Here is a 15711-nt window from a genome sequence, read left to right as displayed (position 1 = left end):
TTACTTGCTCCCATGACTTCGACAACGACTTGCACCCCCTCCGGCGCCGCGCCGGCAGGTGAGCGCTGCATGTGCTGTCGAATGTGTCACCGCTGAGGGCCACCGCCCCCGCTCGCGCCCCGAAGCGAGCCCACTGAGCGGCTCGGCAGATCCGTACCAGGACGCCGTTCCGCACCCTCCCGGATCCCGGACCCGTAAGGGCCACGCCCACGCGCGTCCCCGCTCCCCAGCGGCCACGATCGAGGTATGGCAGCGGGACCCGACCCCCCTTCACAGGCGTGCCTTCAGCACGCCGCTCACCGCCACCGGTGCGGCGGCCACAAGCCGTCCGCCCCCGACCAACGGAAGCAGCTGTGATCACCACCAAGGACCTGACGAAGGTCTACCGTTCCAGGGGCCGCGAGGTCACCGCTCTCGACGGGGTCGACCTGCACGTGCGGGAGGGCGAGGTCTACGGCGTCGTCGGCACCAGCGGCGCGGGCAAGAGCACCCTCATCCGCTGCGTGAACATGCTGGAGCGCCCCACCTCCGGCAGCATCGTCGTGGACGGCCTCGACCTCACCACGCTGCCCGGCCAGGAACACCGGGCCGGCCGCGACCTGCGTACCGCCCGCCGCCGGATCGGCATGGTGTTCCAGCACTTCAACCTGCTCTCCTCGCGGACCGTCCAGCAGAACATCGAGCTCCCGCTGGAGATCGTCGGCCTGGACCGCACCCAGCGCCGCCGCAAGGCCGCCGAGCTGCTCGACCTGGTCGGCCTCGCTGACAAGGCCCGCAGCTACCCAGGCCAGCTCTCCGGCGGCCAGAAGCAGCGCGTCGGCATCGCCCGCGCACTGGCCGGCGACCCCAAGGTGCTGCTCTCCGACGAGGCCACCTCCGCGCTGGACCCGGAGACCACCCGCTCCATCCTGGCCCTGCTGCGTGACCTCAACCGGCAGCTCGGCCTCACCGTCCTGCTGATCACCCACGAGATGGACGTCATCAAGTCCGTCTGCGACTCCGCCGCCCTGATGCGCGGCGGCAAGGTGGTCGAGTCCGGCGAGCTCACCGAACTGCTCGCCACCGAGAACTCCGAACTGGCCCGCGAACTCTTCCCGCTCGGCGAGTTCGGCCACGGCAGGCCGGGCAACACCGTGCTGGAGATCACCTTCCAGGGCGACACCTCCGCCCAGCCGTTCGTCTCCCAGCTGGCCCGCACCTACCAGATCGACATCAACATCCTCGGCGCGGCGGTGGAACACATCTCCGGCCGGATGGTCGGCCGGATGCGGGTCGAACTGCCCGGCGTCCACCAGGAGAACGTGGTCCCGATCGGCTTCCTGCGCGAGCAGGGCCTGCAGGTGGACGTACTGAACGAGGCGAACGGAGCGCTCGCATGACCTGGGACCAGATGCAGGAACTGCTGTGGCCCGCCACCGCCGAGACCTTCCAGATGGTCGGCGTCGCCACCGTGGCCACCATCCTGCTCGGCCTGCCGCTGGGCCTGCTGCTGGTGCTCACCGACAAGGGCGGCGCACTGCAGAACCTCCCGGTCAACCGGGTGATCGGCGCCGTCGTCAACATCGGCCGCTCGCTGCCGTTCATCATCCTCATGGTCGCCCTGCAGACCTTCACCAAATCCCTGGTCGGCACCACCATCGGCTGGCAGGCCGCGGCCGTGCCGCTCACCATCGGCGCCATCCCGTTCTTCGCCCGCCTGGTGGAGACCTCCGTCCGGGAGGTGGACGGCGGCCTGCTGGAGGCCGTCCACGCGATGGGCGGCGGCACCTGGACCGCCATCCGCAAGGTGCTGCTCCCCGAGTCGCTGCCCGCGCTGGTCTCCTCCGCCACCACCACGGTCATCGCGCTGATCGGCTTCTCCGCGATGGCCGGCACGGTCGGCGGCGGGGGCCTGGGCACCCTCGCCGTCAACTACGGCTACCAGCGCTTCGAGACCACCTTCATGTGGGTCATCGTCGCCGAGCTGGTGGTGATCGTGATGATCATCCAGCTGATCAGCGACTTCATCGTCCGGCGCCTGGCCGACCGCGGCAGCTTCGGCGGCACCACCCGCCTGCTGCGCTCGCGCCGGACCGAGATCACCGAGGAAGAAGAAGAGCTCGCTCTGCCTCACTGACCACGCCGCCGACCCGACCCCGGGCAGGCAGCGAGTCCCAGGGCCACCGGACCAACCACCCGGTGGGCCGTCCGCTCCATGGAGAAAGGCACTTTTCGTGCGTAACGTCCTGAAGTCCACCGCCATCGTCGCCACCGCGGGCCTCGCCCTCACGCTGACCGCCTGCGGCAGCAGCGGCTCCTCGTCCGGCGGTTCCGCCGCCTCGGCCGACAAGCCGCTCACCGTGATCGCCAGCCCCACCCCGCACGCCCAGATCCTGGACTACGTGAAGAAGAACCTGGCCGACAAGGCCGGGCTGAAGCTGGACGTCAAGGTGGTCACCGACTACGTGACCCCGAACACGGCCGTCCAGGACGGCTCGGCCGACGCCAACTACTTCCAGCACGTCCCGTACCTGGAGGACTTCAACAAGAAGCACGGCACGAACATCGTGTCCGTGGAGCCGGTCCACCTGGAGCCGCTCGGCCTCTACTCCAAGAAGGTCAAGTCCGCCGCCGACCTGCCGAACGGCGCCACCGTCGGCCTGCCCAACGACGTCACCAACGAGGGCCGCGCGCTCAAGCTGCTGGCCGACAACAAGGTCATCAAGCTGAAGGACGGCGCGGGCACCTCGGCGACCCCGGGCGACGTCGTGGAGAACCCGAAGAACCTGAAGTGGAAGGAGCTGGACGCCGCCCAGCTGCCCCGCTCCCTCGGCGACCTGGACGCCGCGGTCATCAACGGCAACTACGCGATCGACTCGGGTCTGACCCCGGCCAAGGACGCCGTCCTGCTGGAGAGGGCCGAGGGCAACCCCTACGCCAACATCCTCGCGGTGAAGAAGGGGCACGAGAGCGACCCGCGGGTGGTGAAGCTGGCCCAGCTGCTGCACTCCGACGAGGTCAAGAAGTACATCGACGACACCTTCAAGGGCTCGGTCATCCCCGCCTTCTGACGAGTCGTGCACACTGCCCGACCGGACCCCCGCACGTGAGGTGCGGGAGGCCGGTCGGGCAGTATGCACGGGGGACGGCCGCAGGGCTCAGGATCTGACGGGCCGTCGCCGGATTTGCCGGTACGCTGACACGGCCGAGTACGGCTGGGGCGTACGGTGTGTCCACGACCCGGCGAGGAGAGACGGCATGGCAGCGAGCTTCCCCGAGACCGCGATCAGCACCGAGAGGCTGCTGCTGCGACCCCTTGCGGACGTGGATGCCCCGGGCCTGGTCGCGATGATGGACGACGAGCCCGTGCACACCTGGACGGCCATCCCGCAGCCCTTCACCGAGGCCCACGCCAGGGACTGGATCCACACCCTCGCCCCCGCCCGCCGTGCCGAGGGGCGCGGAATCGTTTTCGCCGTCACCGAGCACCTGACCCGGCGTCTGGTCGGCGTGGTCGAACTGCGCGGCACCGACTGGCGGCTGCTCTCCACCGAGGCCAGCTGTGTCACCGCGGCCTGGGCGCGCGGCGAGGGCTATGCCCCCGAGGCACTGCTCGGTGTGGCCCAGTGGCTCTTCGAGGACCGCGGCTTCCTCCGCCTGGAACTGCGCACCGCCGCCGGGAACACCGCCGCCCAGCAGGTCGCCCAGAAGATCGGCTGCATCAGCGAGGGCGTGCTGCGCAGCGCCTGGATAGTGCGCGGCAGCGACTGGACGGCCTCGGCCCGGCAGCCGGCCGACGCCGGCCCGGACGGCGAGAGCCGCAGCGACCTGATCCTGTGGAGCCTGCTGCCCGAGGACCTGGAGAGCGCCCAGGACGACAGCTGGGCCGAGCAGCGCTACGTGCTCCGCGACTGACATCCTGGTCACGGCTCGGACGCGCACAGCTGTGCGGGTCGGCGGCACCGGGCGGACCGCACCCGGTAGCCTCTGCACCGGGATCAACCATGGATGGTCCGGACCAGTGGGTGTGGGGCGGACAGCGCCGCGGGGCGGAACAGGCGAGGGAGAAAAGCCGCAGATGGCTGACCGGATCACGGTCATCGGGTGGGACGGTACGCCGCTGACGGAGGCGGCTGCCTCGGCACTGGCAGGGGCGACCCTGGTCGCCGGAGCGCCCTATCAACTGGCAGAGCTGCCGGTACCGGCGGACGCCGAGCGGATCGTGCTCGGCAGTATCGCGGCGGCGGCCCGGAGGATCGCCGAACACCGCGGCACCGCCGTCGTGGTCGCCGAGGGCGACCCGGGGTACTTCGGCGTTGTCCGGGCCCTGCGCAGCCCCGAGTACGGCCTGGAGCTCGAAGTGCTGCCCGCCGTCTCCTCGGTGGCCGCCGCCTTCGCCAGGGCGGGGATGCCCTGGGAGGACGCCCAGGTGGTCTCCACCCACGGCGGACGGCTGCGCCGGGCGGCCAACGTCTGCCGGGCCCACCCCAAGGTCGCCGTGCTCACGACCGCCGACGCGGGCCCGAGCGAGCTGGCCCTGATGCTCCGCGGGGTGCACCGCACCTTCGTGGTCTGCGAGGCGCTCGGCACCCCGGACGAGGACGTCACCGTCCTCACCTCAGAGCGGGTGCCCGACCACGTCTGGCGCGACCCGTCGGTGGTGCTGGTGATCGGCGGCGGGAGCCAGGTCAACGCCGTCGGAGAGGCCGCCGGCTGGCTGGCCGGACGGCCGATGGGATTCCCCGGACCGGTGCGCGGCTGGGCCCTGCCCGCCGACGCGTACGCGGGCGTGGAGCGCGGCGCATCCGCGGCGGACGCCGGCGGGCGTGCGCTGCCCCCGCACCTCCGTGCGCTGGCGGTGGCGCGGTTGGGCCCGGTCCCGGGCGACCTGATCTGGGCGGTCGGGGCCGCGAGCGGCGCGCTGGCCGTCGAGATCGCGCGCTTCGGCGCGGCCGTGGTCGCCGTCGAGGCGGACCGCTCGGCCTGCGCCCAGATCGCGGTCAACGCCCGCCGGTACGGGGTCGAGGTGGAGGCCGTCCACGGCGTCGGCCACGAGGTCCTGGGCGGCCTGCCCGAACCGGACGCCGCGGTGGTGGAGGCGGGCGGCGCCGAGGCCGTCCGCGCCGTGGTCGCCCGCCGTCCCGGGCGCCTGGTCGCGGTGGCCCACACGCTCGCCGAGGCCGAGGAGGTCCACGAGGTCCTCACCGGCGCGGGCTACCGGGTGGACGGCGCACTTCTGCAGTCCGCGCCGCTCGCCAGCGGACGCGGCGCGGCGGCCGGCCTGTCGATCGGCGCGGGGGAGCAGGGCCTGATGCTCTGGGGCGAGCAGGGTTCCTGACCCTTCGTACCCCACACTCTCCACGCTCTTCACACGGTTCGTGCGCGCCTCGCTCCGCGTGCGGTGATTCCCATCGCATCCGGACAGGGATTCGAGAGCGTGTCAGCCGTGGCCGGTAGGGTGGCGTCCTGGCTGTGCCCGATGATCGGTGGGTCGTGCCCTATCCGGTACGTTTGTCACCTTTTTGACGTGGTGCAAGCCACATCGGTACAGAGCGCGGACATTCGACGTGGCGCGTGCCGGGCCGGAAGAATGCCGTAGGGTCCGGTGCGGTCGTGCCGCATGCCTCCGGTTGTCGTTGTTTCTGATGGTGCACCACCCCTGACGGAGTGGTGCACAGGCCCGGGGTGGCGCGTCGCGTCGGCGAGGTTCGCCGCCGCGCGCCGATGTGGCGGACGCCAGTAGGTGGACGGGCGGGCCGGAGCGCGGTCCGCCCCGAGCGGAGTTGGGCGCTGCGGTCGGCGGATCGCGTCGCCAAGGGCGCGGAAGCGGCCTGGAAGGAGCTTTGACATGACCGATGGCGGCCACGTCCCCAACGAGGGACTGCCGGAGCACCTGCTCGGCGGGGCTGACCCGCTCGGCCGGCCGGAGGGCGTCGCCGTACCGGGTGTCGCCGTGCCAGGTGCTGCCGTACCCGGAGTCCCGTCCGCCGAGGCGGGGGTGCCCGGTGCGCCCTTGCACGGCGTACCCGGTATGCCCGTGCCGGGCATGCCGATGACGGGTATGCCGATGACCGGTATGGAGGGCCTGCCGATGGCGGGCGCACCGATGCCGGGGGTCACCGTTCCCGCGCAGGGCGGCGAGGGCTGGGCGGTCGAGCACCGTCCCGCGTTCACCTTCCTCGACCAGCCTGACCAGCTGGAGGACGAGGACGACGTCCTGCTGATGCCCGGTCCGCAGGGCTCCTGGGGCGAGGCGGTCGTGCACGGCCCGGTCGAGACGGTGCTGGTCGCCGACTACCCCGAGACCGCCATGCCCGGTGGCGTCCAGTCGGCTCCGGTCGCCATGGCCGACACCATGGCGCTGCGCACGCTGGACGAGAACGCCCTGCCGCCGCTGCCCACCCAGAACACCGGTACGCCGGTCGAGCCCTCCTGGCCGCCGCTCGCGCCGCCGGTGCCGACCGCCGGGGAGGTAACCGGCCAGGGTGCCGCGGGTTTCCCGGGCATGCCGGGAGTCCAGGGTGCGCCGGAGCAGCCGGGCGTCCCGGTGGTGCCGGTCGTACCGCAGGCCGCTGCCGCCGCCGCGCCGACGGCGCCTCAGCCGCAACGGCGTCCGCTGCACGCCGGGCCGCCGATCCCGGACCCGTCGCTGATGACCGGCCAGGTGCCGGTGCGCTCGCTCGCGGACCGCGGCCCGTCCGGCCAGCTCGACCCGCAGGCCTTCGCCGGCCGCCAGGTGCCGCAGGGCAGCACGCCCGCGCACGGCGTGCCGGTCGTCGTACCGCCGGCCGCGGCCGAGCCGCAGCCGGTCGCGGCGACTCCGGTACAGCTCCCGGCCCAGGAGCAGGTACCGGCGCGGGCGCCTGAGCAGGTCCAGGAGCAGGAGCAGGTGCAGGTTCAGGCCGAGGAACAGCCGGTGGCCGTCGAGCCGGTGGCCGAAGCGCCCTCGGTGGACGTGCCGCTGGAGCCCGCGGCCGTCGCCGTGACCCCGCTGGAGGCCGTTCCCGCAGCCGAAGCGCCGGCGGAGACCGCCCCGGCGGACGCTGCCCCGGCCGAGGCCGGACCGGCGGCTGCCGATGCTGCGGACGTACTTTCAGACGTACTTTCAGCGGACGCCGCCCCCGCAGAGGCTCCGGCGGTGGAACCGTCGGCCGCCCCGGAGGTTGCCGAGGTGCCCGCCGCCGAGACCGTGGCGGTGGAGGCGCAGCCCGAGGAGACCCCGGCCGCCGCCGACGCCGCTCCGACCCCGGACGCACCCGCGGCCGAGGCACCAGTCGCCGAGACACCCGCAGCCGAGGCACCGGTCGCGGAGGCTTCCGTCCCGGTCGAGCCCGCCCCTGACGCACCGGCAGCCGATGCGCCGGTCACCACTGCACTGGTCACCGATGCGCCGGTTTCCGAGGCACCGACCAGTGAGGACACTTCCGTCGACACGCAGTCCGAGCAGGCCCAGCCCACCGAGGCACCTGCGGCACAGCTCCCGGCCCAGCCGGAGCCCCAGCCCCAGGAAGCCCCGGCCGCCGAGGCGCCCGCAGTGACCGAGGCACAGCCTGCGGAGGCCGCCGAGGCCACCCCGGCCACCGAGGCACCGGCCACCGAGGCACCGGCCACCGAGGCGGTGGCCACCGAGGCCGCCGCCGACGAGGCTGCGGCGCCTGCACCCGCCGCCCCCGAGGCCGCTGCCGGTGTCGACGGGACCCCGGCCGTGGACGTGGCCACCGAGGCGGTGGTCGCCGAGGCCGCCGCCGTCGAACCGTCAGCCACCGTCGAGGCACCGGCCGCCGACCTGCCGACCCCCGAGGCGCCCGCCGCCGAAGCCGCACCCGCCGACGCACCGGCGCCCGCTGCTCCGCCGGCGGCCGTCCCGGCCCAGCCGGTGGCACCGAGCCAGCCTCCCCGTCGTATTGCCGCGTTCCTCGCCGACCCGGCCCCGCACGGTCTGCCGACGGTCGAGGCCGCACCGCCCGCCGAGGCCGCTGTCGCACCCGGGCAGACCGCCGACGCTGCCCAGGAGTCGGCTGCCGAGCCGACCCCCGAGACCGTCGCGGGAACCGGTGACGTCCCGTCCGTCCAGACCGTCCAGACCGTCCAGACCGTCGAGGCCCCGGCCCAGCCGGAGCCGCAGGCCGCGCCCGTCCCGGAGTCCGAGGCCCAGCCGACCCAGGACCCCGCCGAGACCGAGGCCGTGATCGTGGCCGAGACCGAGACCGACGAGCCCACCGGCACCGCCGCTGCGACCGACGCTCCCGAGGCCGCAGCCGACGCAGCCGCAGCCGTCGAGGAGATCGACCGCGGCCCCGCCGCACCCGGTTACGACGTCGCCGGTCGCGACGCCGTCCACCAGGTGATCCGCGAGCGCCGGGACATCCGCAACGGCTTCCGCCCGGACCCGATTCCGCACGAGGTGCTGATCCGCGTCCTGGAGGCCGCCCACACCGCGCCCAGCGTCGGGTACTCCCAGCCGTGGGACTTCGTGGTGATCCGCTCCACGAAGACCCGGCGGAAGATGCACGCGCTGGCGGAGCGTCAGCGCGACGCGTACGCGGAGTCGCTGCCAAAGGGCCGGGCGAAGCAGTTCAAGGAAATCAAGATCGAGGCCATCCTCGAGACCCCGGTGAACATCGTGGTCACCGCCGACCGCACCCGTGGCGGCCGGCACACCCTGGGGCGTCACACCCAGCCGCAGATGGCGCCGTACTCGGCCGCCCTCGCGGTCGAGAACCTCTGGCTGGCCGCCCGCGCGGAGGGCCTGGGCGTCGGCTGGGTGAGCTTCTTCGACGAGGAGGAGATGGTCCGAGAGCTCGGCCTGCCCGAGCACCTGGACGTGGTGGCGTACCTGTGCGTCGGGTTCGTCGACTCCTTCCCGGACGAGCCCGAGCTGCAGCAGCAGGGCTGGGCGAAGAAGCGCCCGCTGTCCTGGGTGGTGCACGAGGAGCAGTACGGCAACCGCGCCCTGCCCGGCGAGGAGCCGCACAGCGTGCTCTCCGAGACCCTGCGCGGCATCCGGCCGCTGGACGCCAAGGCGCTCGGCGAGGCGTGGGACCGGCAGAAGCGGATGACCAAGCCGGCCGGTTCGCTCGGCCTGCTGGAGATCATCGCGGCGCAGCTGAGCGGCCTGAGCCGCAAGTGCCCGCCGCCGATCCCGGAGCCGGGCTGTGTGGCGATCTTCGCGGGTGACCACGGCGTGCACGCCCAGGGCGTCACCCCGTGGCCGCAGGAGGTCACCGCGCAGATGGTGTCCAACTTCCTGGCCGGGGGAGCGGTGGTCAACGCCTTCGCCGCCCAGGTCGGCGCCGAGGTCTGCGTGGTGGACGTGGGCGTCAAGTCCGAGCTGCCGGACGCGATCCAGCAGGGCCGCACCACCGGTCTGCTGCCGCGCAAGGTGAAGCCGGGCACCGACGACATGACCCAGGGCCCGGCGATGAGCCGGGAGGAGGCGCTCAAGGCGATCGAGGTCGGTATCGAGACCGCCCGCGACCTGGTCGCAGCCGGGAACAAGGTGCTGATCACCGGTGACATGGGCATCGCCAACACCACCGCCTCCGCCGCTCTGATCTCGGTCTTCACCGGCATCGACCCGGCCGAGGTGACCGGTCGCGGCACCGGCATCGACGACGCGACCCACCAGCACAAGGTCGAGGTCGTCCGGCAGGCGCTCGCCCTGCACCGGCCCGACCCGGCCGACCCGATCGGCGTACTGTCCGCCGTCGGCGGCCTGGAGCACGCGGCCATCGCGGGCTTCCTGCTCGGTGCGGCAAGCCTGCGCACGCCGGTCATCCTGGACGGCGTGATCGCGGGTTCGGCCGCGCTGGTCGCCAAGGCCATCGCGCCCGAGGTCCTCGCCGCCTGCATCGCGGGCCACCGCTCGGCGGAGCCCGGCCACGAGGCCGCGCTGACCAAGCTGGGGCTGCGTCCGCTGATCGACCTCGATCTGCGGCTCGGCGAGGGGACGGGTGCGCTGCTGGCCCTCCCGCTGGTGCAGAGTGCCGCCCGCGCGATGCACGATGTAGCCACCTTCGACTCCGCCGGGGTCACCGAGAAGGCGTAGTCCCGGCCCGGCCGGTCCTGCCGGGCGTCGTGACACCGGCCCGCCACCTCGGCGGCCGGCGTCACCGCCCGGCCGGACACCTGCCGAGCCGCCCGCGTACGGCGCAGTACGGGGGCGGCCCGGCCGCCCGTCCGGGTGCCCGCAGCACCGGCCGCCGAGGTCACGGCCGGCGGGCCTGCCGGCCGTGACCTCGGCCCCGCCGACGGTCTCCCCGCCCCGCCCGAGGGCGCGCGGGTACGGGGAGCCCGGTCACACCACTACGAAACTCTCCGCCGATCCAGGAGCCACGCCCATGAGCGCGCCCAGCCCGCACCCCAGCACCGAGGGCCTCACCCCGTACCCGGTCGGACTGCTGCTCACCGGCCGACGCGTCGTCGTGCTCGGCGGCGGCCAGGTCGCCCAGCGGAGGCTGCCCGCGCTGATCGCCGCCGGGGCGGACATCCACCTGATATCGCCCGGCACCACCCCGGCCGTCCAGGCCATGGCCGACGCCGGGGAGCTGACCTGGCACCGGCGCGGCTACCTGGACGGCGACCTCGCCGACAGCTGGTACGCCCTGGTCGCCACCGACGACCCGGACGTCAACGCCGCCGTCAGCGCCGAGGCCGAGCGCCTGCGGGTCTTCTGCGCCCGCAGCGACGACGCCTCCGCCGCCACCGCCTGGACCCCGGCCAGCGGTCACGACGGCGGCGCCACGGTCGCGGTCCTCACCGGCGACCCGCGCCACTCCGCCGCGCTGCGCAACGCGATCGTGGACGGCCTGCGGGACGGCTCGCTGGCGGCCCGCCAGTACCGCTCGCACGGTGCGGGCGTCGCCCTGGTCGGCGGCGGTCCGGGCGACCCGGACCTGATCACGGTGCGCGGCCGCCGCCTGCTCGCCGACGCGGACGTGGTCGTCACCGACCGGCTCGCCCCGCGCGAGCTGCTGGCCGAACTGCCGCCGCACGTCGAGGTGATCGACGCCTCCAAGATCCCGTACGGGCGCTTCATGGCCCAGGAGGCGATCAACCGGACCCTGATCGAGCACGCCAAGGCGGGCAAGTTCGTGGTCCGGCTCAAGGGCGGCGACCCGTACGTCTTCGGCCGCGGCGGCGAGGAGCTGCTGGCCTGCACCGAGGCCGGTCTGCCGGTCACCGTGGTGCCCGGCATCTCCAGCTCGATCAGCGTCCCGGCGGCCGTCGGCATCCCGGTCACCCACCGGGGGATGACCCACGAGTTCACGGTGATCTCCGGCCACGTCGGCCCCGGCGACTCCCGCTCGCTGGTGAACTGGGAGGCCGCCGCGAAGATGAGCGGCACCCTGGTGCTGCTGATGGCCGTGGACAAGATCGGTGCGATCGCCGCCAAGCTCGTCGAGTGCGGACGAGCGGCCGATACCCCGGTCGCCGTCGTCCAGGAGGGCACCACCGCCGCCCAGCGCCGTATCGACGCCACCCTGGCCACCGTCGCCGCTACCGTCGAGGCCGAGGACGTCCGCCCGCCGGCCGTCATCGTCATCGGCGACGTCGTGAACGTCCTGGGCGCGGCCCGCTAGACACGCCAGGCCCTGCCCGACCGCCCGCGGGCGCGAAGCGGCAGGCCACCGCGTCCGGCCCGCACGGCAACCGGCACCCCGCTACCTCCCGTACCTCCGGGTAGCGGGGTGCCGCGTGCTGCTCCGCGACCACCGGGGCACGGGACCCGTCCGCATCGCACGCGCAGCCGGCCGAAGCACGGGCACGTGTCCCGCAGAGCCCCACCGGGCCGCGTTTGGACCGGGGCCACCCGAGCAGGCAAGATCGGGCTCGTGTCCGAACCCCGCACCATCACCGACCCCGCAGACCCGCGCCTGGCCGACTACACCGGCCTGACCGACGTCGAGCTGCGCCGCCGCCGCGAACCCGCCGAGGGCCTGTTCATCGCCGAGGGCGAGAAGGTCATCCGGCGAGCCCTGGACGCCGGGTACCGGATGCGGTCGATGCTGCTGACCCCCAAGTGGCTGGACGTCATGTCGGACGTCATCGCCGACGCCGACGCACCCGTCCACGTGGTCGAACCCGGCCTCGCCGAGGCCGTCACGGGCTACCACGTGCACCGGGGCGCACTCGCCTCGATGGAGCGCAGGCCACTGCCCGAGGCCGCCGAACTGCTCGAAGGCGCCCGCCGGGTGGCCGTCCTGGAGGGCCTGGTCGACCACACCAACCTCGGCGCGATCTTCCGCAGCGCCGCCGCCCTCGGCATGGACGCCGTCCTGCTCTCCCCGGACTGCGCCGACCCGCTCTACCGACGGGCCGTCAAGGTCTCGATGGGTGCCGTCTTCGCCGTCCCGTACGCCCGCCTCGACCCGTGGCCCACCGCGCTCGACACGGTCCGCGCCGCCGGATTCCAGCTGCTCGCCCTCACCCCGGCCGAGTCGGCGGTCGACCTCGCCGAGGCCGCGCCGCACCGGATGCCGAAGGCCGCCCTGATGCTCGGTGCAGAGGGCGACGGTCTCACCCGCCGCGCCCTGGGCGCCGCCGACCGCTGGGTCCGCATCCCGATGTCCCACGGCGTCGACTCCCTCAACGTCGGTGCTGCCGCAGCCGTCGCCTTCTACGCGGTCAACGCCACGGCCTGACCACCCCCGCCCACCGCATGAAAGGGCCACGGACCCGCCGCCCCGTGCGGCGCGGCCCGGCCGGCCCGGGCTCAGCCGGAGGTGCCGCCCGATCCCGTGCCCGGCGTCGGGGTGCCGCCCGTGCCGCCGGTGACCCCCGCGCCCGGCCAGGACTCCTCCAGACCGCCGTCGCCTCGGACCGTGTAGCGGGTGGTCGAGCCGCTGCCGGTCTGCGAGCGCTCCTCGCGTACCAGCGCGCCGTTCTCGATGCGCCAGGCCGTCGCCGCCTGCTGGTCGGCCACCGAGGTCCGCGACGCCAGCAGTACGGGCGTGCCGCCGCTGAACGAGAACAGCTCCACCAGGTCCGACGGGACGGAGCCCTCGGCCCGCCGCAGTACCACCACGGCCGCCGGGGCGTCCCGGTAACGCGCGGGCAGGACGGTGCTCAGCGCGACCTGCGGGCCGTCGGTGGAGCGCCCGTCCCGCAGCCGGATCGCCGGACCGCCTGCCGGGTCGGAGTAGCTGCGGTTCGGCCAGTCGACGGTCGGCACGGTGCCCGTCGCGGGCCCGAGCGTGGTGTCGCCCGTCCCGTGCGCGACGGCGGCGAACGGCGTGGGCGACCGCGGGACACTGTCCGCCGACAACCCGGTCCCGCCGCCGGCCTCGGGCGCGGACGGCGACACCGAGGCCCCGCCCGGACGGTCCTGCCCCTGGTTGCTGTGGTTCTCGCACCCCTGCGCCGCGGCGATCGCCAGCGCCACGCCGACGGTGACGGTCACGAAGACCACCACGCGCTGCCGCAGCAGCCGACGCCGGGCCTCGGACGGCCGCCCGGGCACCGGAGTGTGCTGACGGTCCCTCGGCCGGGCCGGACGCCCCGGCACCGGGGTACGACGCTCCCGCGCCGACTGCGGCTGCTCCCGCCTGGGCCGCCGCTCGCGCAGCTCGGCAGGGACGCCGTCCTGCCCGAGGTCCGGCCGCGGCATCGGCGCGGTCACCGCCTGCACGTCCGCCGGGGCCCCGGCCCGCCGCTGCGCGCCCACCGGACCGCCCACCGGCCCACCGGCCCGCTGCGCGGCAGCCCAGCGTCCGCCATGCTGCTCGGCGGCAGCGGCAGCGGCGGCGGCAGAAGCGGCCCCGCTGTAGCCCCGTCCGTCCCCCGCGACCCGGCCCGCCGACCCGGCCGCCGACCCGATGACCGCGCCGTCCGACCCGTCGGGTGCGCCCGGACCGGCCGCCTGGCCGCCCCAGGACACGCCCTGGTGCAGGGCGGGCGCCGTCCCGCGAGCGGCCAGCTCGGTCAGACGCTCGTGCAGGGCGGCCGCTCCCGGCCGCTCCGTCGGCTCCTTGGCCAGGCAGGCCCGGACCAGCGGAGCCAGCGGCGGCGGCACCTCGGACAGATCGGGATCCTCGTGGACGACCCGGTAGAGCAGCACCTCGGAGGAGGCGCCGGAACCGAACGGCGACTCCCCGGTCAGCGCGTACGCCAGCGTCGCGCCGAAGGCGAAGACGTCCGTCGCGGGGGTGACCGGGGCGCCGCGCACCTGCTCGGGCGCGAGGAAGCCGGGTGAACCGACCGCGGTGCCGACATGGGTGAGCGTGCTCGCCCCGCGCGACCAGGCGATGCCGAAGTCGATGATCCGGGGGCCCTTGGGGGAGAGCAGGATGTTGGACGGCTTGAGATCGCGGTGCACGACCCCGGCCTCGTGCACCTTGACCAGTCCGTCGGCCAGCGCCGCGCCGATCCTGGCCGCCTCGGCCCACGGCATCGGGCCCTCGTCGCTGACCTGCTTGTACAGCGAGGGCCCCGGGACGTACGCGGTGGCCAGCCACGGGCGTTCGGCCTCGATGTCCGAGCCGACCACCCGCGCGGTGCAGCCGCCCCGGATGCGCGAGGCGGCTGCGATCTCCCGGGCGAAGCGGGTGCGGAACTCGGCGTCCCCGGCCAGCTCGGCGCGGATCAGCTTGAGCGCCACCCGCTGCCCCTTGCGGTCCGACCCGAGGTAGACCACGCCCATCCCGCCGGCCCCGAGCCGTCGGTGCAGCCGGTACGGACCGACGATGCGGGGGTCCTCACGCCTCAGCCGCGTCATCGCCATGTCCGTGTTCCCGTTCAGCCTGTGGGGTGACCCCCCGTCGGGTGGGGCACTGTCAGAAATCCTTCTGGCACAGCTTACGGACTGCGTGCTGCGGTGTGCTGATACGCAACACCTGTGGTGCCGGTCGGACTGTCCGACTCACTGCCCGGAGCCCTTCCGGAGGGCCGTCGGAGCCACCCCGCTGACCTGCGGCGGAGCAGCCCCTCGGGGGCGGTCTCGGGGTTCCCTCGGGGATCCGATCGAACCCGTCTCCCCCTGCGGTAGTAGTCCCGGCTGCTCCGCATCATCCTTCGGAAGGCCAGCAGAACGGTACGCGGGCATGACGACTTGGCCGAGCCCCTTGAATACCTTTGGTGTCAGCGGTGGGCGGCCGGCTCGTCCCCCGAGGTAAACCGCCCACCGCGTAAGCCGGGCACACCACTCAGTCGTCCGCAACTGCAGCAACGCACGGGGAGGAGCACGACCATGGCCAGGCAGTCCCGTCTCGGGCGCTCGCCCTCGCCGGAGTCCGGAGGCACCAGGCATCCGGCGGTGGCGATAGCCATGGCCCTGCCCTGCGCCATCCTGCTGCTGGTGCTCTTCGGCGGCTGGGAACAACTGGCGACGCAGACGAAGGCGGTCGCCGATCTGATCGGGCGCTGACCCTTGGGGAAGGGTCTGCGCCTGCCGAGAGCACCACGCACCGCCGGGGACAGACGCGGACGGGCGGAGGCAGTGCGTACAGCTTCTCGGCAGTTCCAGGTGCCGGGTACGGAGGTCGGTGAGGGCCGTCCGTACCCGGCACCTCTTCTTGTCCCCGCACTCCGGTCTTCTTGCCCCAGCACTCCGGGCGACTGACGCACCAGGTCCTGAACAACCGTCGGAGAACGCCGAAAGCCGTGACCCGAAGGATCACGGCTTTCGATCTTGCTGTGCGCGATACTGGGATTGAACCAGTGACCCCTACCGTGTCAAGGTAGTGCTCTCCCGCTGAGCTAATCGCGCCTGATGAGGCGGTACTGCGTCGGACC

10 protein-coding genes and 1 tRNA gene are annotated in these 15711 nt (G+C 73.7%); 9 read left to right on the top strand and 2 right to left on the bottom strand.

Features of this window, described 5'->3' with window-relative positions; translation table 11 throughout:
* Positions 1-353: 353 nt before the first annotated feature.
* The 8 genes from UK12_RS11500 (at position 354) to UK12_RS11465 (ending at position 12623) form a co-directional block, all read left to right on the top strand.
* The gene (locus UK12_RS11500; protein WP_045302537.1) at positions 354-1379 is read left to right on the top strand and encodes a methionine ABC transporter ATP-binding protein; all 1026 of its coding nucleotides are present in this window, start codon (positions 354-356) and stop codon (positions 1377-1379) included.
* A complete protein-coding gene (locus tag UK12_RS11495; RefSeq protein WP_045302536.1) occupies positions 1376-2116 on the top strand; it encodes a methionine ABC transporter permease in 741 nt (246 codons plus the stop codon). The genes UK12_RS11500 and UK12_RS11495 overlap by 4 nt, the downstream gene beginning before the upstream one ends.
* 97 nt (positions 2117-2213) lie before the next feature.
* Positions 2214-3050 (top strand): MetQ/NlpA family ABC transporter substrate-binding protein, encoded by an 837-nt coding sequence (locus tag UK12_RS11490; protein WP_045302534.1) that lies wholly within the window; start codon positions 2214-2216, stop codon positions 3048-3050.
* Between the two features lie 187 nt (positions 3051-3237).
* A complete protein-coding gene (locus tag UK12_RS11485) occupies positions 3238-3894 on the top strand; it encodes a GNAT family N-acetyltransferase (protein WP_045302532.1) in 657 nt (218 codons plus the stop codon).
* A 163-nt stretch (positions 3895-4057) separates the two neighbouring features.
* Positions 4058-5317, top strand: a complete 1260-nt coding sequence (cbiE, locus tag UK12_RS11480; protein ID WP_045302530.1) for a precorrin-6y C5,15-methyltransferase (decarboxylating) subunit CbiE — start codon at positions 4058-4060, stop codon at positions 5315-5317.
* Between the two features lie 510 nt (positions 5318-5827).
* Positions 5828-10027, top strand: a complete 4200-nt coding sequence (cobT, locus tag UK12_RS43170) for a nicotinate-nucleotide--dimethylbenzimidazole phosphoribosyltransferase (protein ID WP_052681806.1) — start codon at positions 5828-5830, stop codon at positions 10025-10027.
* 292 nt (positions 10028-10319) lie between these two features.
* Positions 10320-11561, top strand: coding sequence for a uroporphyrinogen-III C-methyltransferase (cobA, locus tag UK12_RS11470; protein ID WP_045302528.1), 1242 nt, complete (start codon positions 10320-10322; stop codon positions 11559-11561).
* 252 nt (positions 11562-11813) lie between these two features.
* Complete coding sequence (locus UK12_RS11465; protein ID WP_045302527.1) at positions 11814-12623, top strand: TrmH family RNA methyltransferase; 810 nt, start codon at positions 11814-11816, stop codon at positions 12621-12623.
* Positions 12624-12694: 71 nt separating this feature from the next.
* Here UK12_RS11465 and UK12_RS11460 read toward each other — a convergent pair whose 3' ends face one another.
* Complete coding sequence (locus UK12_RS11460) at positions 12695-14695, bottom strand: serine/threonine-protein kinase (protein WP_197084758.1); 2001 nt, start codon at positions 14693-14695, stop codon at positions 12695-12697.
* A 471-nt stretch (positions 14696-15166) separates the two neighbouring features.
* Between UK12_RS11460 and UK12_RS41155 the strand changes: the two genes are divergently transcribed.
* The gene (locus UK12_RS41155; protein ID WP_197084757.1) at positions 15167-15343 is read left to right on the top strand and encodes a hypothetical protein; all 177 of its coding nucleotides are present in this window, start codon (positions 15167-15169) and stop codon (positions 15341-15343) included.
* Between the two features lie 270 nt (positions 15344-15613).
* Here UK12_RS41155 and UK12_RS11455 read toward each other — a convergent pair.
* Positions 15614-15685, bottom strand: a tRNA-Val gene (locus UK12_RS11455).
* Positions 15686-15711 lie beyond the last annotated feature (26 nt).

The organism is Saccharothrix sp. ST-888 (assembly GCF_000955975.1).
GTDB lineage: Bacteria > Actinomycetota > Actinomycetes > Streptomycetales > Streptomycetaceae > Kitasatospora.
This window is presented reverse-complemented; position numbering and strand designations above follow the sequence as displayed.